Annotated in this window: 19 protein-coding genes and 1 tRNA gene; 8 read left to right on the top strand and 12 right to left on the bottom strand. The window is 59.5% G+C overall.

What is annotated here, in order from left to right; all coding sequences use genetic code 11:
- Positions 1-82 precede the first annotated feature (82 nt).
- The 7 genes from ACWKV5_RS26500 to ACWKV5_RS26470 form a co-directional block, all read right to left on the bottom strand.
- Positions 83-1,486 carry an ABC transporter substrate-binding protein gene (locus ACWKV5_RS26500; protein ID WP_483843652.1) on the bottom strand — a complete coding sequence of 468 codons (1,404 nt, stop codon included), beginning with the start codon at positions 1,484-1,486 and terminating at the stop codon, positions 83-85.
- Positions 1,487-1,713: 227 nt separating this feature from the next.
- Positions 1,714-1,959 (bottom strand): 4Fe-4S dicluster domain-containing protein, encoded by a 246-nt coding sequence (locus tag ACWKV5_RS26495; protein WP_007946457.1) that lies wholly within the window; start codon positions 1,957-1,959, stop codon positions 1,714-1,716.
- A gap of 25 nt (positions 1,960-1,984) precedes the next feature.
- On the bottom strand, positions 1,985-3,715 hold the full coding sequence (locus ACWKV5_RS26490) for a fumarate reductase/succinate dehydrogenase flavoprotein subunit (RefSeq protein WP_483843651.1): 1,731 nt from the start codon (positions 3,713-3,715) through the stop codon (positions 1,985-1,987).
- Complete coding sequence (locus ACWKV5_RS26485; RefSeq protein ID WP_483843650.1) at positions 3,712-4,479, bottom strand: GntR family transcriptional regulator; 768 nt, start codon at positions 4,477-4,479, stop codon at positions 3,712-3,714. Before ACWKV5_RS26485 ends, ACWKV5_RS26490 begins: the two co-directional genes overlap by 4 nt.
- Positions 4,480-4,631: 152 nt before the next feature.
- Entirely contained in the window at positions 4,632-5,600 is a 969-nt protein-coding gene (locus ACWKV5_RS26480; RefSeq protein WP_483843649.1) for a Gfo/Idh/MocA family protein, read from the bottom strand.
- Positions 5,601-5,616: 16 nt separating this feature from the next.
- Entirely contained in the window at positions 5,617-6,504 is an 888-nt protein-coding gene (locus tag ACWKV5_RS26475; RefSeq protein ID WP_483843648.1) for a Dyp-type peroxidase, read from the bottom strand.
- An 87-nt stretch (positions 6,505-6,591) separates the two neighbouring features.
- Entirely contained in the window at positions 6,592-7,626 is a 1,035-nt protein-coding gene (locus tag ACWKV5_RS26470; protein ID WP_483843647.1) for an AraC family transcriptional regulator, read from the bottom strand.
- 208 nt (positions 7,627-7,834) lie between these two features.
- Between ACWKV5_RS26470 and ACWKV5_RS26465 the strand changes: the two genes are divergently transcribed.
- Complete coding sequence (locus ACWKV5_RS26465) at positions 7,835-8,782, top strand: SphA family protein (protein ID WP_483843646.1); 948 nt, start codon at positions 7,835-7,837, stop codon at positions 8,780-8,782.
- A 118-nt stretch (positions 8,783-8,900) separates the two neighbouring features.
- Here ACWKV5_RS26465 and ACWKV5_RS26460 read toward each other — a convergent pair whose 3' ends face one another.
- From ACWKV5_RS26460 to ACWKV5_RS26450, 3 genes are all read right to left on the bottom strand, one after another.
- Positions 8,901-10,109 (bottom strand): DSD1 family PLP-dependent enzyme, encoded by a 1,209-nt coding sequence (locus tag ACWKV5_RS26460; protein WP_483843666.1) that lies wholly within the window; start codon positions 10,107-10,109, stop codon positions 8,901-8,903.
- Between the two features lie 74 nt (positions 10,110-10,183).
- A complete protein-coding gene (locus ACWKV5_RS26455; RefSeq protein WP_483843645.1) occupies positions 10,184-11,578 on the bottom strand; it encodes a D-arabinono-1,4-lactone oxidase in 1,395 nt (464 codons plus the stop codon).
- A 19-nt stretch (positions 11,579-11,597) separates the two neighbouring features.
- Positions 11,598-11,981 (bottom strand): c-type cytochrome, encoded by a 384-nt coding sequence (locus ACWKV5_RS26450; protein WP_483843644.1) that lies wholly within the window; start codon positions 11,979-11,981, stop codon positions 11,598-11,600.
- Between the two features lie 267 nt (positions 11,982-12,248).
- Here ACWKV5_RS26450 and ACWKV5_RS26445 point away from each other — a divergent pair, with 267 nt between their 5' ends.
- Both ACWKV5_RS26445 and ACWKV5_RS26440 read left to right on the top strand, forming a co-directional pair.
- Positions 12,249-13,874 (top strand): NADP-dependent glyceraldehyde-3-phosphate dehydrogenase, encoded by a 1,626-nt coding sequence (locus tag ACWKV5_RS26445; protein ID WP_483843643.1) that lies wholly within the window; start codon positions 12,249-12,251, stop codon positions 13,872-13,874.
- A gap of 65 nt (positions 13,875-13,939) precedes the next feature.
- Positions 13,940-14,959, top strand: a complete 1,020-nt coding sequence (locus ACWKV5_RS26440) for an FUSC family protein (RefSeq protein ID WP_483843665.1) — start codon at positions 13,940-13,942, stop codon at positions 14,957-14,959.
- Between the two features lie 2 nt (positions 14,960-14,961).
- On the opposite strand, the gene ACWKV5_RS26435 is transcribed toward ACWKV5_RS26440, so the two are convergent.
- The gene (locus ACWKV5_RS26435) at positions 14,962-15,855 is read right to left on the bottom strand and encodes a DMT family transporter (RefSeq protein ID WP_483843642.1); all 894 of its coding nucleotides are present in this window, start codon (positions 15,853-15,855) and stop codon (positions 14,962-14,964) included.
- A 135-nt stretch (positions 15,856-15,990) separates the two neighbouring features.
- Here ACWKV5_RS26435 and ACWKV5_RS26430 point away from each other — a divergent pair, with 135 nt between their 5' ends.
- Together ACWKV5_RS26430 and ACWKV5_RS26425 are read left to right on the top strand one after the other, a co-directional pair.
- Positions 15,991-16,428, top strand: coding sequence for an Lrp/AsnC family transcriptional regulator (locus tag ACWKV5_RS26430; protein ID WP_059182827.1), 438 nt, complete (start codon positions 15,991-15,993; stop codon positions 16,426-16,428).
- A 56-nt stretch (positions 16,429-16,484) separates the two neighbouring features.
- Complete coding sequence (locus ACWKV5_RS26425; protein WP_483843641.1) at positions 16,485-16,814, top strand: YceK/YidQ family lipoprotein; 330 nt, start codon at positions 16,485-16,487, stop codon at positions 16,812-16,814.
- 59 nt (positions 16,815-16,873) lie between these two features.
- Here ACWKV5_RS26425 and ACWKV5_RS26420 read toward each other — a convergent pair whose 3' ends face one another.
- Positions 16,874-17,545, bottom strand: a complete 672-nt coding sequence (locus ACWKV5_RS26420) for a Bax inhibitor-1/YccA family protein (RefSeq protein WP_027923729.1) — start codon at positions 17,543-17,545, stop codon at positions 16,874-16,876.
- 123 nt (positions 17,546-17,668) lie between these two features.
- Here ACWKV5_RS26420 and ACWKV5_RS26415 point away from each other — a divergent pair.
- The 3 genes from ACWKV5_RS26415 to ACWKV5_RS26405 all read left to right on the top strand — a co-directional run bounded on the left by ACWKV5_RS26415 (position 17,669) and on the right by ACWKV5_RS26405 (position 18,943).
- Positions 17,669-17,756 (top strand) — tRNA-Ser (locus ACWKV5_RS26415).
- A 247-nt stretch (positions 17,757-18,003) separates the two neighbouring features.
- Positions 18,004-18,282 carry a hypothetical protein gene (locus ACWKV5_RS26410; RefSeq protein ID WP_483843640.1) on the top strand — a complete coding sequence of 93 codons (279 nt, stop codon included), beginning with the start codon at positions 18,004-18,006 and terminating at the stop codon, positions 18,280-18,282.
- 412 nt (positions 18,283-18,694) lie between these two features.
- Positions 18,695-18,943: a hypothetical protein gene (locus tag ACWKV5_RS26405; RefSeq protein WP_483843639.1), complete on the top strand. Its 249-nt coding sequence runs from the start codon at positions 18,695-18,697 to the stop codon at positions 18,941-18,943.
- The last annotated feature ends 119 nt before the right edge of the window (positions 18,944-19,062 follow it).

The following is a 19,062-nucleotide window of genomic DNA, read 5'->3' as shown; positions in this document are numbered from 1 at the left end:
GGTCAGTCGACAACTGTGTTGAATGTCAGATCGCATTCGCGAGCAGGCTCGCTCCCACAGGGGAAACGCGGTGTGTTTGGGGTTAGCGGATAGCGACGGCCTGGGTGGTGGCTTCGCTGAAGTCGAAGACTTTTCCGCCCTGGGCCGTGGCGAATTGTTGGGCCTGGCCTTTGAGCAGGAACGCGCTGAGCTGTCCTTTTGCATCACTGGCAAACCACGCCTGATCCGCCAGCAGCTTGATCCCGCTGTCGCTAGCCTGGGCATACACCGCGCGGATGTTTTTGCCTTCCGACTTCAAACCGGCCAACGCGGTGAACGCTGCTTGTGCCGAGGCGTACTGGCGAACTTTCGGTTCGCCACGCACCCAGATTTCCGCGACATGGCTGAAGTCGGTGATGGCCTGGCCACTCGACGCATCCACCGCTTTCAACGGCGTTTGCCCGTAGTTGGCCAGTTGCGCCGTGTAGTCCAGATTCGATGCCTTGAACGCGGCGCGGATGTACTGATCGTCGATAAAGGTATTGAGATCGAGACCACGATCCGCCTTCTTCAACAGCTTGAGCGTATCGATGGCGGTGCCGACCGCCTGACGGTATTCCGGTTTCCAGCTCAGGTCGCGGGTTTGCACGCCCAGCGGGCCGTGGAACAGGTAATTGACCTCGGCATCGACCCCGGTGACTTTGGCGATCAGCTCGCTGTACTTCTCTGGTTCAGCCGCGAGCAACTGATTGGCCTCGATGCTCGCTCGAAGATAAGCGACGACGATTTCCGGGTACTTCTTCGCGTACGCCTGATCCACCAATGCCCCGTGGAAGGTCGGCGCGCCGGCCTGGGCGCCGTCGTAAATCTTGCGCGCGAAACCACGGCTCGGGAACAGTTCGGCGAACGGCACGAAGTCGGCGTGCGCGTCGATTTTCCCGGCCTGCAACGCCGAGCCTGCGACTTCTGGCGGCTGGGCGATGATGTTGACGTCTTTGAGCGGGTCCCAACCCTGGGCCGCCACGGCGCGCAGCAACATGCCATGGGCGGTCGAGGCGAACGGTACGGAAATGGTCTTGCCCTTCAACTCCGACAACGACTGCACACCCGAAGCACTCGGTACCACAATGCCGTTGCCGCTGCCCTTGATGCTGCCCGAGAGCACGCTGATGAACAGGCTGTGCTTGCCGGCGGTTTCGAAAGCCACGCCGTTGAACGCGCCGGGGAAATCGGCCATGGCGCCAAAGTCGAGTTTGCCGGCGACCATTTCGTTGGTCAGCGGTGCGCCGCTGGTGAAGTTTTTCCACTCCACGTCATATTTGGCGTCTTTGTATTGGCCGTCGTGGGGCAGGTATTTGTCGAGCAGGCCGAGTTCACGAATCAGCAATCCGCCGGCAGCGCAATTGATGGTGGTGTCCTGGGTGCCGATGGCAATGCGGATGGTTTCGGCGGAGGCCGACAGGGTGAATGAGGCCAGTACCAGACCGGCGAATGCTGCACGCAACATGGGTGTATCCCCTCGAATCGTTTATTGGATGTTCGTCTCCGCCACGATCAGGGCGTGGTGGGAAACGAGGGGTGGTTTGAAGCTTGCGTCCGGTGTTGCCGGATAGCTTTTGTGTTGTCTGGGCTGGCCTCTTCGCGAGCAGGCTCGCTCCCACATTTAGATTTCATTTCCCTGTTGGAATGCATTTCCCTGTGGGAGCGAGCCTGCTCGCGAAGGCGTCCTGTCAGTCAGCGCAACAGGTAAGGGATTTCTACTTTCACCGCCCCGGTCGGGCAGTCCTTTTCACAGGGCATGCAGTACCAGCATTCGTCGAACGCCATGTAGGCTTTTTGCGTGGCCGGGTTGATCGCCAGCAAGTCCATCGGGCAGACGTCGACGCACACGGTGCAGCCTTTATGGGCGATGCAAAGATCCTCGTCGACCGTGACCGGCGCGTTGGAGCGGAAGAAGATTTCCTGGGGTTGATAAGCCATCGGGCAGTCTCTCTGTTAGTGATGCTCAGGCGGCAAAGGCACCGACCCGCAACCGGTCGTAGGCCTGCATTTCTTCGGCATCGAGCGGGATGATGTAAGGCTCGACGGCTTTCTTGAAACTGGTCATCTGCCCGTCGTCCCCCTTCTTCAGGTGGCAATGGCAGAACCAGTCGCTGTCGTTGCGTTGCGGGTGATCGACCCGATAGTGGTAAAGCCCCCAGCGGCTTTCGGCGCGGAACAGTGAGGCGCGGGCGGCCATTTCGGCGCAGTCGCGGATCATGCTGACTTCCATGGCGCGCATCAGTTCGTGGGCGTTGTGGGCCTTGATCTGATCGAGATCACGCTGGATGTCGCTGAAGCGCTGCAGGCCGATTTGCATCTTCTTGGTCACTTTCGGCGGTTGCAGGTAGTCGTTCACAAAACGCCGCAGCTTGTACTCGACTTGCGCAGGTGGCAGGCCGTGTTCGCGGTCCAGCGGTGCGTAAACCCGGGCCTTTTCCGTTTCGATCTGTTTGGTATCGACCGCCGAGAACTCGCGCCCGGCGACGAAATCCGCCGCGTTGGTGCCGGCAAACCAGCCATAAGTAAACGCGCCGAGCATGTAGTTGTGCGGCACCGCCGCCATGTCACCGGCCGAATACAAGCCCTTGATCGAGGTTTCCGCCCGCTCGTTGACCCACACCCCCGACGCCGAATGCCCGCTGCAAAAGCCGATCTCGGAAATGTGCATCTCGACCATTTGCGTGCGGTAGTCGGTGCCGCGATTGGCGTGAAACTGGCCGCGACTGGGGCGTTCGTTGCTGTGCAGGATCTCTTCGATGTTCTGGATGGTTTCCTCGGCCAGGTGATCGAGCTTGAGGAACACCGGGCCGTTGCCGCTTTCGAGTTCCTGGTGGAACTCCCACATCATCTGGCCGCTCCAGTAGTCGCACTCGATGAAGCGTTCGCCCTTGTTGTTGGCGGTGTAGCCGCCCAAGGGTCCGGTGACGTAGGCGCAGGCCGGGCCGTTGTAATCCTTGATCAACGGGTTGATCTGGAAGCATTCCAGATTCGCCAGTTCGGCCCCGGCGTGATACGCCATGGCGTAACCGTCGCCGGCATTGGTCGGGTTTTCGTAGGTGCCCATCAGGTAACCCGAAGACGGCAATCCCAGGCGCCCGGCGGCGCCGCAGCACAGGATGACCGCTTTGGCCTTGATCACATGGAAGTCGGCGGTGCGGCAATCGAAACCCATCACACCGTTGACCGCGCCCTCTTCGTCCGTCAGCAATCGAGTGCACACCAGCCGATTGGTGATGCTCACCCGCGCCCGTTTCAACTGGCGATACAGGACTTTTTTGATGTCGTGCCCTTCCGGCATCGGCAGCACGTAGGCGCCCATGTGGTGGACCTTTTTCACCGCGTAGTCGCCGGTTTCGTCCTTCTCGAACTTCACGCCCCAGCGGTCCAGTTGCTCGATGGTTTCGAAGCTATGAGTGGCGTAGGCGTACACCGCGGCCTGATTGACGATGCCGTCGTTGGCGATGGTGATTTCCTTGGTGTACTGCTCCGGCGTCGAGTGGCCGGGGATGATCGCGTTGTTCAGGCCATCCATGCCCATGCTGATCGCGCCGCTGCGCTTGACGTTGGCCTTGTCGATCAACAACACGCGCAGATCGCGATTGCGCTCCTTGGCCTTGATCGCCGCCATCGGTCCTGCGGTGCCGCCGCCGATCACGACGATGTCGTATTCCTGCTCAATAGTGTTTCGGCTCATGCCTGCGCCCCTTTTTGCCGGTCGATCCGCAGGCGGTACTGGAAGGCATCGCCACGGTAGTAAAGGTGTTCGAAGTCCACCGGTTGGCCGCTGGCGTCGTGGGTCAGGCGCTCGATGCGCATGATCGGCGAACCCGGTTCGACATTGAGTGCCTGGGTCAGGTCGCTGTCAGCCAGCACCGCGTCGATGGCCAGGTCGGCGTGACCGAGGGCGATGCCGCAGTCGTTTTCGAGGATCAGGAAGATGTCGCGAGTGACCAGATCAGCCTTCTCCAGCCGTTCGCCGATGGCTTTGGGCAGGTAGGTGATTTCCAGCGAAATCGGCTCGCGATTGATCAGCCGCACCCGTTTGATCTGGGCCACGGTTTCACCTTCAGCAACCTGCAAGCGTTCGGCGACGAGCTTGTCGGCGGCTATGAATTTGAAGCTGCGCAGGCGGTTGATCACCTCGTAGCCGCGACCGGTCATGGACTCGGCCAAGCCTTGCAGGGTGCTGACGTTCTGGAAGGTTTTCGGCTTGGCAACGAAGGTGCCCTTGCCGTGAATCTTGAAGATCAGCCCTTCTTTCTGCAGATCGCCCAGGGCTTGGCGCACGGTGATGCGGCTGACTTTGAACAGCGCGCCGAGTTCGCTTTCGGAAGGCATCTGGCTGTCTTGCGGGTATTCACCGTCGAGGATGCGGGCGCGTAGTACGTCGCGCAATTGGGTGTGCAGCGGGATACTGCTGTTGGAAAGCGGGCTGAGGGATAGAACGTTATCAGTCATTGGAGATCACTTGTTATAACGAGTTATGACGTGATCTTAGAGAGACAGTGTGATGATTGAGAAATACTGTTTGAGCATAAGGTTAGAGCTGAGTGAGGATGCACACATTGCTGAGAGGCTGCGACAGCTTTTGTGGCGAGGGAGCTGTGAACTCAGGTGCGCTTGAGGATCTGGTCCATCACCCAGTCGGTTTTCAGCGCCTCCCCGGCCACCGCCGGATGCTGCGCTTGACCGCGAATGTGCGCGTTCATGCCCAGCACGTGATGCCACTGGATGTGCTCGTGATGGTCGATGTCCAGGCTGAGCTGTTCATCCGCTTGAAGCTGCACCGGGTGTTCATCGAACACCGAAAAGCTGATTCGTCCTTGGCTGCCAATCACCTCGACCCGATCCTCGCGGCGATCCGCCACGAAGTTCCAGCAGCCCATGCCCGTCGCCCCCGAAGCAAAGCGCCAGGTGGCACTGACCGCATCTTCGGCGGCATACAGCCCGGCCTGTCGCGCGGTAAAACCGGCGACTTCAGTGATGTCGCCGAGCAGGTACTGGAACAGGTCAAACCCGTGGCTGGCAAGGTCGGCGAAGTAGCCGCCACCGGCAATGCCAGGGTCCGTGCGCCAGTTGTGCGCGCCGCCCAGATCGACGGGCGATGGGGCTTTGGTGAGGGTCCAGGTCAGGTGCCGAACCTCGCCGATCCGCCCCGCTTCCAGCCACTGTCGCACTTGCTGGAAGCGCGGCAGCGAGCGTCGATAGTAGGAAACGAACAGGTGCAATCCGGCGTCGGCAAAGACCTGTTGCATCTCGCGGCTTTGCCCGGCATTCAGCGACATCGGTTTTTCGACGCAGCAATGTTTGCCGGCGGCGGCCACCATCAGGCTGTAGGCGTGGTGACTGTCGGGCGGCGTGGCGATGTACACCGCGTCCACTTCTGGGTCATTGATCAGGGATTGCGCGTCGGTGTAGACCCGGGCGATGCCATGGCGCGTGGCGTAATCCGTCACCGCCTCCAGACGCCGTCCCATCACCGCCACCAATGCCGAACCGGGCGCCTTGTAAAAGGCTGGCCCGCTCTTGCGCTCGGCGACGCTGCCACAACCGATCATGCCCCACCGCACTACGTCCATGTTCATCTCCTGCTGGTTAGCCGATGTGCAAGGCGCGCAGGTCCAGATGACCGTCCTTGAGCGGCGGGCACCAGTAGTAGCCACCGGTGATCGGACGGCTGATGCGGTACAAACCGTCGGTGATGCCGTCTTCCAGACCGCTCATGCGCCGCAGTTGCGCTTCGTAAGCGTCGAGGGAAAAACCGAACGCGAGGAACATCAGGCCGGCGCGATCACCTTCGATCCACGGCATCGAACGACGGACCACGAACGCCTCGGGCGCGAAGCTTTCCTGAGCGGTGCGCTTGACGTGGGCCGAAACCGGCGCGTCGTCGAGTTCTTCGTTGTCGCTCAAACGACGGCCCATGATGTTGTCCTTCTCATGGGGCGGCATCGCGTGGAAGCCCTTGAGGTCGTGCTGCCACTGCTGGATCGCAGCAAAGCTGCCACCGACCAGGCCGTCCGCGCCTTCGCTCAACAGTGCGGCGGCGACAGCAGCGTCGTCGTGCGGGTTTTCGGTGCCGTCTTCGTAGCCGGTCAGGTCGTGGCCGGTCATGTGGCGGAAGGTTTCGTTCATCTGTACCAGGCGCAGGGCCGGTGCCAGTGCGGCTTCGATGGCCTGGCTGCGATTGAGCAATTCACCGCGGTCGACGCCGTGCAACCAACACCAGAGTGCGTGTTGCGTCGACGGGTTGTCGACGCCCACACCGGTCAGTGCCGGAAAGGCACGCAGGCCATCGATCTGGGCGTGCAACGCCTTGACCAGCGACTCCCCGAAACCGACGACAGCCGACTTCCCGTCCACCAGCTGCATCAAGTTATCGAGCGCAACCGGCAAGGCTTCGGCGGATTCGAGGGCGAAGAACATATGGCGGGCTTGAGGCGGAACAGGGGTGGCGAGAATGCCCGGCTGGTAATAACTCATATGAACTCCTTGAAAAAGAGCACCGAGTTTAACCGGAGGATGATGTTTTGTGTGGCTTCAAAGGCCTGCTCACCATAAGCAACCAGGTCAGGCCGGGGTTTCATTGCGGAATGCGCTCGGGCTCATGCCGGTCCAGCGTTTGAAGGCGCGGCGGAAGCTGCGTACGTCGCTGTAGCCGACTTCTTCGGTGATGCGCTCGATAGACATGTCCGGGTTGGCCAGCAGGCTCATGGTGCGGGCCTGGCGCACTTGTTCCAGCAGGGTTTCGAAGGTCAGCGCATGTTCGGTGAGGCGGCGGCGCAAGGTGCGGCTGCTCATGTTCAGGTCGCCGGCAATTTTCTCGATGTGGCTGCCCTCGGTCAGGTCCCGGGCAATCGCCCGTTCCACCGCCTGGATCAAGTCCATTTTCTGGTGCACTTGCGCGGCTTCCAGCTCCAGCAGTTTCACTGCCTGACGCAAGGCCAGGGAATGGTGATTGGGCAAATGAACATCCAGCCAATGCGCCGCGATCACCATGCGATTCTGCAAGCATCCAAAGCGTACGTCCGGCCCCAGCACCCGCGAATATTCGCCGAGATAATCCGGCGCCGCGTGCATGAACTCCACCGCCATCGGCTTGAAGTCCGCCCCGACCAACGCCCGGCCATACACCAGCAGACTGGCGAAAAACTCCTCGACCGCAAACAGTTGCACATCGGCGAACGGCAAGCGGCATTCGACGTCGACGAACACCCGATCCCCCACCTCCTCCACGCTCGACACCACGATCCCGCCGGAGGTGTGCTGATGCCGAATGCCCAGCTCGAAAGCATCACGCAGGGTCTTGCACAGCGACAACACATGACCCAGCAACCCCAGCGTGCCGAGCACATTCTGCGCCCCGACCCACAAACCCAGGCCCTGATTGGGCAAGGCTTTGAGCGCGCGCTGAATCATCGCCACGGCCTGCCGATAGGAAATACGCTGCGCCGGGTCCTGAAGATCTTCAAAGGTGAAGCCCAGCCCTCGGCACAGGCTGTCAGGGTTGACGCCTTTTTGCTCGGCGACTTCGGCGAGGGTTTGCAGGAGAAACGGCGACACCAGCGCCAGTTCAAAGGTGGGATCAATCACTTTCATTTGCATGGGGCTATACATTCCGGGGCGAACTGCATTCTTATTTTTGTTACCGGTTATGTCGAAAGAAGTTAGCACAGGGTTCAAAGGCTGTCCGCAGAAGTCCCCCTAAATGGCCGCCAATACCCTGCCTTGCACGGCGCAGACAGCTTATTTCTATGTGGCGGCCCTCGTATGGACGCTGGAAAGCCCGCTAACAATAATAATGAGTACACCCATGATCCCGACCCGCACGAGATTCCCCCTACTGGTCATCAGCCTGGCCGGCGTCTGCGCCACTCATTCGGCGCTGGCCACCGAGGCTGGCGTGGACAACATCGGCACCGGCACCGACGGCTTTTTCATGTTGCCGCTGTCACCCGACAGCCTTCCGGACAACATGGTTGCGTTCAACCTCTACTACAACCACTACAAGGCCACGGAGCTGAACATCAGCTCACTCGGCGGCAAGGTGCCGAATGTCGAGATCGAATCCACGGCCGTGATTCCACGCCTGGATTACCTCAGCCCCCTGCGGGTTTTCGGTGGCCGGTTGGCGGGCTACATCGCGCAGCCGTGGCTCAAGCAGGAAGTCTCGGTGTTCGGCCTGCCACAGGACACCCGCGAAGGCATGGGTGACACAACGTTCGCGCCGATCATTCTCTGGGACATGGGCCCCAACCTGACCCTCGGTGCCGCCATTGAAGTCACCGTTCCCACCGGCGAATACAGCGTTGATCGCCTGGCCAACACCAGCAACAACTTCTACACCTACAAACCGCTGTTCTCCTTCACCTGGCTGCCAACGGATAAAACCGAGGTGTCGATGAAGACCACGTACAGCTTCAACGAGAAGAACAAAGACACCGATTACAAGTCGGGGCAGATTTTCCACTTCGACTATTCGGCCAGTTACAAAATCACCGACAACCTGATGCTCGGGTTGAACGGCTACTACCTCAAGCAAACCACCGACGACAAACAGTTCGGCCATACCGTGCAGTTCAATGGTCAGGACGTGAACGACGGGGTGCGCGGCCAGGTGTTTGCGATTGGTCCGGCGTTGCACCTGACCTTTTTGCAGTACGCCACGGCGGAGATTCGCTGGGCCAAGGAGTTTGACGTGGAGAATAGGCCTGAAGGGGAAATGCTGTGGGCCAAGGTCAGTATCCCGTATGCATTTTGACTGAACAGACGCCTTCGTCGGAACGCCGCCCGGAGCAAGCCCGCTCCCACATTTGGAATGCATTCCCCTGTGGGAGCGAGCCCGCTCGCGAAGGCGATATACCAGACACCAGAAACCTTCAGGAATACACCGGCCAGGTCTCAACAATCCTCCCACCCCGCACCGCCAGCAAATCCCCAAACTGCAACAACACCGACTCCGTCTGGGTCGGCCGCAAAAACACCTGATCCTCAACCCCCAGCCCCACCGCCGCCGAACCATTGACCATTTCCTGATTCGAGCTGCGGCCATACACCCCGTTACTCTGCAACCCCGATGGCGATTCAAACTCCGCCATCCAGTTACCGCCATAGATGAAAAACGTCTCGCGCTGATTGGTGTCCCACCACGAAAACAACCGGGACTTGTCATCCAGCGCCGGAATGTTCACCGCCCCGGTACTTTTCAACACCGGTGTAGCGATGTAAGCCGCCGGCACATGGTCCACCAACGACGGCAAATCATAGTGCGTCGGCTTGAGCATCGCGGTCCCCACCGAGACTTCACTGCTGAGCTGTTCATGCTCATGCATGCGATAACTCGGGCTGCCAGCGGTGTTGAGGGTCAGCCCTTCATGCCACAGGCCGGGGAATTGCTGGCGGGTGAAATCGACGCAACGGTTGTAAATCACCATCACCTTGGCGAACAGTTCTTCGGGTGAACCCAGTATCCCCGGCACGCCCATGCCCACGAACGGGTCGTAGCCCATGAACCCGGCGAACTCCAGGTGCTGAGGGTTTTTGCTGATCAGCGCCAGCATCGGCCCGAGCGCAGCTGCATCGCTGACACCACCACGATGCAACCCGACATCCAGTTCGATATTCACCCGCAATCGCGTGCCCAATCCCTGCGCCAGCGCGAGGTATTGTTGAAGTCGCTCAGGCGTATCCAGCAGCCATTGCAATTGCTTCGAAGGGTCAAAAGGCCCTTTATGCGACTGATAAAACAACTCGGCCGAACGCACCGGCAGCGGCTTGCCCAACAGGATGTCGGATTCGGGAAACTGCACGGCATCATGATTGAGAAACGGCTGATGAAACGACATCAAGCGCTGCGTGCCCGCGCGCTTGGCGATGTAGGTCAACAGCCCCGGAGCCGGCAGTGATTTCTCCACCAGGCGCAGATGCTTGCCGCCGCGCTTTACCGACAGCATGACCACATCGATGTTGTGATCCAGTCGATCAAGATCAATCAGCATCACCGGCCGCATCGGCCCGTGTTCCTTGAGTTCGCGGTTCAGCGCCTGGAAATAATCGCTGTACGGCGCACCTCGATCACCCGGCCGCAACCACGCCCCGACACCCGCCATCAACACGCCGACGCCGGCGGCGCCCATCAGGAAATTACGTCGATTGACCGCCATCAGCTCACCCCCAGAATCGATGACAAATGCGCATTGAGGAACTTGCCGCTGGGGTCCAGCGCCTGCCGCACCTCAATGAACTCCTGCCAGCGCGGGTACAGCGGCTGCAGGTTTTTCGCGTTGAGTGTGTGCAACTTGCCCCAGTGCGGCCGGCCGTTGTACTTCCAGAAAATCGGCTCGACGGCGGCGAAGAAGTTGTGATGGTCCATCTGATAATGCTGGTGGACCGAGATCGAGCAACTGTCGCGGCCTTCGAACATGCTCAGGGGGATGTCGTCGGCTTTGACGTAGCGGTATTCAATCGGAAACCAGGTACGCAGGTCTTTGTCCTGAATCAGCTTGAGGATTTCGCGCAGGCACGCCGGGCCGTGCTCGGCCGGCACTGAATATTCCATTTCGTTGAAACGCACCGTGCGCACGTTGGCATAGATGTCGAACGAGTCACCCACCCGGTCATCGAAACTGGCGAGGTGGCGCAGACTGTTGAGCATGGTGCGGCGCAGGTCCGGGAAGTCGCTGCCGTACTTGTCGATCTTCTCGATCAAGGTGACGAATTCGTTGCCGCCCTCCTCATCCGCCGGAATCGGCGGTGTCGCCGGGTCGCTGGTTTCGTTGAGGGCGATCGACAGGGCGTAGTCGGAATGGGTCACCACGAGCATTTCCCAGTGCTGGTTTTCCCGGGTGTTCTTGTCGAGGTCTTCCAGCAATTCTTCGGTCTTGGCGATCCACTGCCGTTCCCTCAAGCGATACGCCGGGCGGTTTTGCAGACGGATTTTCGTCGCCACCCCAAGCGCGCCGAGGGACACTCGCGCCGCGCTGAACACTTCAGGATGACGTGTGCTGTCGCAGTCCAGCACCTCGCCCGTGGCGGTCACTAATTGCAGGCCGCAGACGTGGGCCGAATAGGACTGGAAGTTCTTGCCGGTGCCGTGGGTCGAGGTGGAGATAGCGCCAGCGAGGGTCTGGTAATCGATGTCGGCCATGTTTTGCAGGGCCTGGCCGACGTCCTTGAGCGGTGTGCCCATGCGCGACATCGGCGTGCCGGCGGCGAACTCGGCTTGCAGGGTTTTCCCGTCGTGATCGAGCAATCCGGTGAAATAGCTCAGCGACAGCAACGTGCCGTCGGTGGGCACCAGCGCGCTGAAGGAATGCGCCGAACCCACCGGGCGAATCTTGCCCGGGGCCTGGCGCACAACCTGGGTCAATTCATCCAGATTCTTCGGTGCCAGCCGCGCCGCCGGCAGGCAACTCTGGCCCCCCGACCAGTTACGCCATGGTATCAACCGTGGCGCGCGCAGCAGTTCGGCCAGCGCCGGTGTGGAGCCGAGCGCGGTAAAGGCGCCAATGACACTCACCCGTTGCAACAACTGACGCCGTGTTAAGTCCATCGTCATGAATCGCACCCTGTCGTTCTTATTGTGGGATGTGCTGGCCGGACATGAAGCTGATCAGCGCCAGGAACTGCTCCTCTGAACACTGCACGCACTGGCCCATCGGCGGCATGCCGTTGTAGCCGTTGATCGCGTGATCGAGCAGCGTGTCGGCGCCCTGCATCACCCGAGGTTCCCAGGCTTTGCTGTCACCGGTCAGCGGCGCCCCGGCCGCCGGATTGGCGTGGCAGAGCTTGCAACTGTTGTCGTAGACCTGCGCCAGCTCGGTGTCGGCGGGCCTGGCGGTGGCCGCATCAATGTGCGTCGCCGGGCTTTTCGGCTCTTCGCCACACCCTGCGAGTAACACCGCTAATCCCACCAGGGCAAAACAAAGGCTAGGCTTTTCACTGAATCGGCGTGCCCGCATGGCGTTCCTCTCATGGGGTGCCCGGTCAGCCGGGTGCACCGTTTATTGTTGTGATCAAGGAGAACTCCACACTAAGGCACGCGCCGTGGGCGGGTTGAGGGCATTGGGGGCCAACAAGGGGGGCTTCTGAGGCCATGACCGATGCGCCGTGAAATCCGCGCGCCATCACCCACCGGCACAAAACGCTGAGATGAGTCATGACAAGCGAGGCCGAGGTCTGCTAAAACGATTCATCAGTGCATGACCCAATCCAGAGGGGGTAGCGACATGACCACAGCCAACATTCTCGACAACCTGTTTCCGAGCCTCGCCGACATTCCGGAAAAATACCGCCTCGACGGCCAGACCGAGCAGCGTGAGTACCTGGTCGATGGCGAACTGAAAACCTGGTCCGGGCCGCTCGCCCAAGTCCGCAGCCCGGTGTACCTGACCGGCGCCAATGGCGACGAGCAAGTGATCCTCGGCAGCACACCGCTGCTCGATGCCGAGACGGCTTTGACCGCGCTGGACGCCGCCGTCCGCGCTTACGACCGTGGCCAAGGCTTGTGGCCGACCATGCGCGTGGCCGAACGCATCCAGCACGTCGAAGCCTTTCTGGGGCGCATGCGTCAACAGCGTGAGGCCGTGGTCAAGCTGCTGATGTGGGAGATCGGCAAGAACCTCAAGGACTCGGAAAAAGAGTTCGACCGCACCTGCGATTACATCGTCGACACCATCAATGCCTTGAAGGAACTCGACCGCCGCTCCAGCCGCTTCGAGCTGGAACAGGACACTCTCGGCCAGATCCGCCGCGTTCCGCTTGGTGTTGCCCTGTGCATGGGTCCCTACAACTACCCGTTGAACGAAACCTTCACCACGCTGATTCCGGCGCTGATCATGGGCAACACCGTGGTGTTCAAACCGGCCAAGCTCGGCGTGCTGTTGATTCGCCCGCTGCTGGAAGCGTTCCGCGACAGCTTCCCGGCCGGGGTGATCAACGTGATCTACGGCAGCGGCCGCGAGACCGTCAGCGCGTTGATGGCCAGCGGCAAGATCGACATCTTTGCGTTTATCGGCACCAACAAAGCCGCCAGCGACCTGAAAAAACTGCACCCAAAACCTCACCGCTTGCGTGCGGCGCTGGGTCTTGATGCGAAGAACCCCGGCATCGTCTTGCCGGAGGTTGATCTGGACAATGCGGTGAGCGAAGCGGTGACCGGCTCGCTGTCGTTCAACGGCCAGCGCTGCACCGCGCTGAAGATCCTCTTCGTGCATGAAGACGTGGTCGAAGCGTTCATCGAGAAATTCAACGCCAAACTCGCCACCCTCAAACCCGGCATGCCGTGGGACAGCGGCGTGGCACTGACGCCGCTGCCGGAGTCGGGCAAGGTCGATTACCTGCATTCGCTGGTGGCCGATGCCGAAAGCAAAGGCGCCAAGGTGGTCAACCCCAACGGCGGCGTGGCCCGCGCCTCGTTCTTCTACCCGGCGGTGCTGTACCCGGTGACCACGCAAATGCGTGTCTATCAGGAAGAACAGTTCGGCCCGGTCATCCCGATCGTGCCGTACCGCCATCTGGACACGGTGATCGATTACGTCCTGGAATCGGACTTCGGCCAGCAATTGAGTATTTTCGGCACCAACCCGGTGGCGGTCGGCCGGCTGGTGGATACGTTCGCCAATCAGGTCGGGCGCATCAACCTCAACGCCCAATGCCAGCGCGGCCCGGACACCTTCCCGTTCAACGGGCGCAAGAACTCGGCCGAGGGCACGTTGTCGGTGCATGATGCGTTGCGGGTGTTTTCGATCCGCACGTTGGTCGCCACCAAGTTCCAGGAAACCAACAAGGACCTTATCAGCGAGATCATCAGTGGGCGCAGTTCGAGCTTCCTGACCACCGATTACATTTTCTGAGGACACCGAGCCTGAGTACCTTCAGCCATCGACTGCCACCCTTGCTGCGCCGGCTACTGCGTCCGTTGCTGGACCCGTACCGGCGCTATCGCCACGCCAAGCTGATCCACGCGGTGCGGGTCTCGCTTGGGTTGCTGGCGACGATCCTGCTGACTACCGGCATCCATTTGCCGCACGGTGAATGGGCCTCGGTGACGATGCTGGTGGTGATTGGTGGCTTGCAGCACCACGGCAACATCGGCAAAAAGGCTGCCGAGCGGGCCATTGGCACGTTGATCGGGGCCGGCGTCGGTCTGCTGCTGGTCGCGCAACAGGCCTGGCTGGGGATGCCTTGGCTGACCTATTTCGCCATGTCGGTGGTGTGCGGGTTTTTCTCGTATCACGCCATTGGCAAGGGTGGCTACACGGCACTGCTCGCGGCAATCACCGTGTTTATTGTCGCGGGGCACGGTGACAATCCGGTCACGGACGGCTTGTGGCGCGGGGTCGACATTCTGATCGGCATCGCCCTGGCGCTGGCGTTTTCCTTCGCACTGCCGCTGTACGCGGTGTTTTCCTGGCGCTACAACCTGGCCGATGCGCTGCGCGATTGCGCGACGATCTACGGGCGCATCATCAATGGCCAGCCGGTCAGCGATGACGAACACCTCAAGCTCATGGGGCGCCTGAACACCGTGATGGTGCAATTGCGTTCACTGATGCCGTCGGTGTCCAAGGAAGTGAAAATCTCCATGACCGAACTGGATGCCATTCAGCGCAATTTGCGCATGTGTGTCAGCACCCTGGAAATCCTCGCCAACACTCGCCCGGATGCCAGCGATCCGAAGGCCATGGCGCAACTTCAGTCCGCAATGACCGCAGAGCATCGGCTGATCCGCGTGCAACTGATCGGGATGGCGCGGGCGCTGAAAACCGGTGCGTCGCAACGGCTGAGCCGACCTGTCGACCTGCCGCCCGCCTCAAGTCTTGAAACGCCGGTCTACAGCCCGCTGGATGGTTATCGGCTGTTGACCCGTCAATTCGCCGCCAACATCGGTGAGATGCGCCAGCGACTGGCCAAGACGGCTCCGCGCTGGAACATCTGACGTTACTGAGCCGCCAGCTTGCGCGATTTGAAACCCCAGCCCTGTTGCATACCGGCGGCAGCCAGCAGAATCGCCGCGACGCCAAGCCATTGCAGCGGCTCCAGGCGATGGCCGAAGGCAAACCAGTCGACAAAAATCGCCGCAATCGGGTAGATGAACGACAACGCCCCGGTCAGCGCCGTCGGCAGTTTTTGAATTGCGCCGTACAACAACACATACATCACGCCGGTGTGGACAATGCCGAGCGTCACCAGGCTGGCCCACGCACTCGGCGCTTGCGGCAGCGCCGAAAAGTGCGCGAACGGCGCGAGCAACAGCACACCCGTGCAGACCTGGATCAAGGCGATCAGATGCGGTGGTGTACCGGTCAGGCGCTTGATGATCAGCGCGGCAATCGCGTATAGAAAGGCCGCACCCAGCGCCAGACCGATCCCCATCAAGTAATCATTGCCGCTCTCGCCCTGCCCGCCATGGGCACTGACAATGGCGAGCATCCCGAGAAAGGAAATGCCCAGCCAGAACAGTTTCTGCAGGGTGATCTTTTCATTGAGGAACAACGCGGCCAGGCCCACCAGCATGAACGGCTGCACGTTATAGACCGCCGTGCCAATGGCAATCGAGGCGCGCGAATAGGACGCAAACAACAGCACCCAGTTGCCGACAATCGCCATGCCGCTGAGCACCGCCAGCAGGAAGGTGGTACGGGTCAGAATGCCGGGACGGAGGAAGCCGAACGCCGCGCAAATCAGCAGCAAGGTGCCAGCCCCGAACAAGCAGCGCCAGAACACCACGTCCAGCACCGGTTGCCCGGACACCAGCACAAACCAGCCGATGGTCCCGGAGATCAGCATGGCGGCGCTCATCTCGAATGAGCCGCGACGTATTGATGTGTCCATCTTCAGACTCCTGTGTTTGAGCGCAAAGTATGCCAATCCACCCGGGGGCTTCTCCAGCGCAAAAAGCAGGCTAAACTCGGTTTCTGCCTTTTTTATCAAGGCAATTTCGATTTATTGCCTTACAGGGGTTTCGCCATGACCGACGACATCGACCAAGTGCTGATCAGCGCGTTGATGGAAGACTCACGACGCTCGCTCAAGGCGCTGGCGCACCTCAGCGGCCTGTCCTCGCCCAGTGTTGCCGAGCGCCTGCGTCGCCTTGAAGAACGCGGTGTGCTCAAGGGCTACACGGTGGAAATCGACCCGAAGTGCTTTGGCTATCAACTCCAGGCCATCGTGCGGATTCGTCCGTTGCCGGGTCAGTTGCAGGAAGTGGAGCGGCAGATTCAGGCGATCCCCGAATTCACCGAGTGCGACAAAGTCACGGGCGACGACTGCTTCATCGCGCGTCTGCACGTGCGCTCCATGGAACAACTGGACACCCTGCTCGACCGCCTCAATACCCACGCCGAAACCAACACGGCAATCGTCAAGAAGACCCCGGTCAAACGCCGCTTGCCACCCATGGCGTGAGTGATGTTTGCAACCGACTGGCGTAGATTTAGGTTTTCCGGCGAAGGATTGGCGGTATGAAAACTCAGGCAATGCTACTGGCGACGCTGATGCTGGCGGGCTGCGGCACGATACAAACGGCCGTGCGCGGTGACGAAGTAGCGTCCAAAAGTCTCAAGGATCAGAAATCCTATTGCGGCGCCATTCCGCGCATCTACAGCGGGGTGACCTATGATATTTGCAGTTTGAATGCACCGCTGCAAAATGGACTGGATGCACAAACCCACACCGATGCACCAGCCATTGTGCTGATTGACGTGATGATGTCCGGCGCGCTCGACACCTTGCTGCTGCCCTACACCCTTTACCGCCAGCAGGCCGACGGCAACATCGTCATCTCTGAGTAACCCTGAATTTCAGGCAATAAAAAACCCGCCTAAGCGGGTTTTTTACTCAAGGCCTTCGATCAATCATCGCGGCTCATTATGCCAAACAGCTGCAACAAGCTGATGAACAGGTTGTAGATCGATACATACAGGCTGATGGTCGCCATGATGTAGTTGCGCTCGCCGCCGTGAATAATGGCGCTGGTCTGGAACAGAATGCAGACCGAGGAAAACAGCACGAAACCTGCGCTGATCGCCAGTTGCAGGCCGCTGATCTGGAAGAAGAAGCTCGCCAGCGTCGCACCCAGCAGCACGAAGAAGCCTGCAGTGATGAAGCCGCCGAGGAAGCTCATGTCCTTGCGGGTAATCAGCACGTAGGCCGACAGACCACCAAACACCAGCGCCGTCATCGCGAACGCCGAACTGACCACTTCAGCACCGCCCTGCATTCCCAGGTAACGGTTGAGGATCGGGCCGAGCAGGAAACCCATGAAACCGGTCAGGGCAAAAGCAGACACCAGGCCCCAGGCCGAATCACGAAGTTTGTTGGTGAGGAAGAAAAGGCCATAGAAGCCGATCAGCACCACGAACACGTTCGGGTACCCGACACGCATCTGCTGAGCGACAAACGCCATCACGCCGCTGAATGCGAGGGTGAGAGCGAGTAAGCCGTAAGTGTTGCGCAGGACGCGGCTAACCTCTAGCTGCTCAGCCTGCACGCTGTTATTAACTGCGTAATCCTGTTCGCGCATGGCGACACTCCTGTTGGTTTGAAACGTTCAGTCGCAAAGATCATAACAGACGCTCTGTAACAAGCTATGCAGAGAGTTTGACAGTGTGTTTCATTCAGGTATTATGGCGCCCGCAACGCAAACGGAGGTGTGGCCGAGTGGTTTAAGGCAACGGTCTTGAAAACCGTCGACTGTAACAGGTCCATGAGTTCGAATCCCATCGCCTCCGCCATCTTTATACGACAAAGCCCTGATTTTTCAGGGCTTTGTCGTTTCTGGCTTTTGACAAAACGTCGCAGCCCATACTTCAGCCCATTCCTTGGAAAAAGTAGCTACGCGAGCGAGCGCGTTGGTGTACACAAAAATCCAGGAATAAAGTCTGCATATTTGGCTTCGAACTGAACGATCCGATTCAGGCAACCATCTGATACTGACGAACAGCTTGTTTTTCGTGAGCAAAACCAGTGTCAGGAGGTTTTATGAGCGCTCAGCAGATTGAGTACTATTTCGAAGTCTACAAAGAGTCTTTCACGAATGCCCCCGTTTGGAGCATTGAAGCAATCACGCCCTTCCCGGCTGTGTCGATAGGTGACCGTTTCAATCATCAAGGCCTTGACGCTGCATGGGGAGAAACGGCCTCCGAAGAAGAGGAATATCGAGTCGTAGACATCGACCACGTTTTTTCGGATACCGAGGGCAAGATTGCTTACAAAACCAGAGTGAAACTGATGCTGACGCACCGCAACCAGGTTTATTGAATAACCTGATCAAACGGGTGGCAGGATGATCGCGCTGACCAGTCGGGATTTTGGTCAAAGCCTCATGGTGGGATTTGCCACTAGTCGACATGCGCTTCAAACGAGGTGCTGCTCGTTGCACGTTCTATCAGCTGGATGGGTCGACGACCTTGATCTGCGTCAGCCCTACCCGCTCAGCCTGCTCTAAAATCTTCTCTGGCGTCGCATCCGCAGGGGGCATGATCAAGCCGTTCTCTGCGTCCCCAAAATGAAGCTGTAGCAAATGCATCGCCGCTTCATGCTATTTACTCGAGCCTTCCCGCTAAAGACATCGCGAACATCAAAATAATTTGAACCGCTTTTGGGCGCGCTCGCCTAATGATCAGCTTGTGAATAATCGCGCAGGCAGTGCCAATACCGGCATACCCGAGAGGTGATCAACGTGGCTAAAGACGAGAAAAAAAGCAAAGGTGAAGCTTCTAACGCCAGCAAGGAATTGAAAGGCAAAAAGTCATCACCGGCGAAGAAATCAGCGACGGCCTCGGCTCTTTCGAAACCTTCCGAAAAGAAAGGCAAGAAAAAGGACGCCGAGCCAAAGAAATCTGCAAAAAAAGCTGATAGCAAGCCAGTAACGGCCAAGAAATCAGAGAAGTCAGACAAGCCAGCGAAAAAGAAAAAGTGACATCTGCGATTTGCTAGGGCTTTACGCCCTAGCTGTCTCAGGGCGTTTAACCTTACATTCCATGCAATTTGCCACGCTTGGTTTGGCTCACTGCCCCCGGCTATGTTCTAGCGGCGCTC

This window comes from Pseudomonas oplopanacis (assembly GCF_057128725.1).
The sequence above is the reverse complement of the archived record's forward strand: the minus strand, read 5'-3'. Positions and strand labels throughout refer to the sequence as shown.

What these genes read in the sequence shown, in the direction of transcription:
- ACWKV5_RS26500 (WP_483843652.1), bottom strand. Translation starts at nt 1,486, where the DNA reads ATGTTGCGTGCAGCATTCGCCGGTCTGGTACTGGCCTCATTCACCCTG.
- ACWKV5_RS26495 (WP_007946457.1), bottom strand. Translation starts at nt 1,959, where the DNA reads ATGGCTTATCAACCCCAGGAAATCTTCTTCCGCTCCAACGCGCCGGTC.
- ACWKV5_RS26490 (WP_483843651.1), bottom strand. Translation starts at nt 3,715, where the DNA reads ATGAGCCGAAACACTATTGAGCAGGAATACGACATCGTCGTGATCGGC.
- ACWKV5_RS26485 (WP_483843650.1), bottom strand. Translation starts at nt 4,479, where the DNA reads ATGACTGATAACGTTCTATCCCTCAGCCCGCTTTCCAACAGCAGTATC.
- ACWKV5_RS26480 (WP_483843649.1), bottom strand. Translation starts at nt 5,600, where the DNA reads ATGGACGTAGTGCGGTGGGGCATGATCGGTTGTGGCAGCGTCGCCGAG.
- ACWKV5_RS26475 (WP_483843648.1), bottom strand. Translation starts at nt 6,504, where the DNA reads ATGAGTTATTACCAGCCGGGCATTCTCGCCACCCCTGTTCCGCCTCAA.
- ACWKV5_RS26470 (WP_483843647.1), bottom strand. Translation starts at nt 7,626, where the DNA reads ATGCAAATGAAAGTGATTGATCCCACCTTTGAACTGGCGCTGGTGTCG.
- ACWKV5_RS26465 (WP_483843646.1), top strand. Translation starts at nt 7,835, where the DNA reads ATGATCCCGACCCGCACGAGATTCCCCCTACTGGTCATCAGCCTGGCC.
- ACWKV5_RS26455 (WP_483843645.1), bottom strand. Translation starts at nt 11,578, where the DNA reads ATGACGATGGACTTAACACGGCGTCAGTTGTTGCAACGGGTGAGTGTC.
- ACWKV5_RS26450 (WP_483843644.1), bottom strand. Translation starts at nt 11,981, where the DNA reads ATGCGGGCACGCCGATTCAGTGAAAAGCCTAGCCTTTGTTTTGCCCTG.
- ACWKV5_RS26445 (WP_483843643.1), top strand. Translation starts at nt 12,249, where the DNA reads ATGACCACAGCCAACATTCTCGACAACCTGTTTCCGAGCCTCGCCGAC.
- ACWKV5_RS26435 (WP_483843642.1), bottom strand. Translation starts at nt 15,855, where the DNA reads ATGGACACATCAATACGTCGCGGCTCATTCGAGATGAGCGCCGCCATG.
- ACWKV5_RS26430 (WP_059182827.1), top strand. Translation starts at nt 15,991, where the DNA reads ATGACCGACGACATCGACCAAGTGCTGATCAGCGCGTTGATGGAAGAC.
- ACWKV5_RS26425 (WP_483843641.1), top strand. Translation starts at nt 16,485, where the DNA reads ATGAAAACTCAGGCAATGCTACTGGCGACGCTGATGCTGGCGGGCTGC.
- ACWKV5_RS26420 (WP_027923729.1), bottom strand. Translation starts at nt 17,545, where the DNA reads ATGCGCGAACAGGATTACGCAGTTAATAACAGCGTGCAGGCTGAGCAG.
- ACWKV5_RS26410 (WP_483843640.1), top strand. Translation starts at nt 18,004, where the DNA reads ATGAGCGCTCAGCAGATTGAGTACTATTTCGAAGTCTACAAAGAGTCT.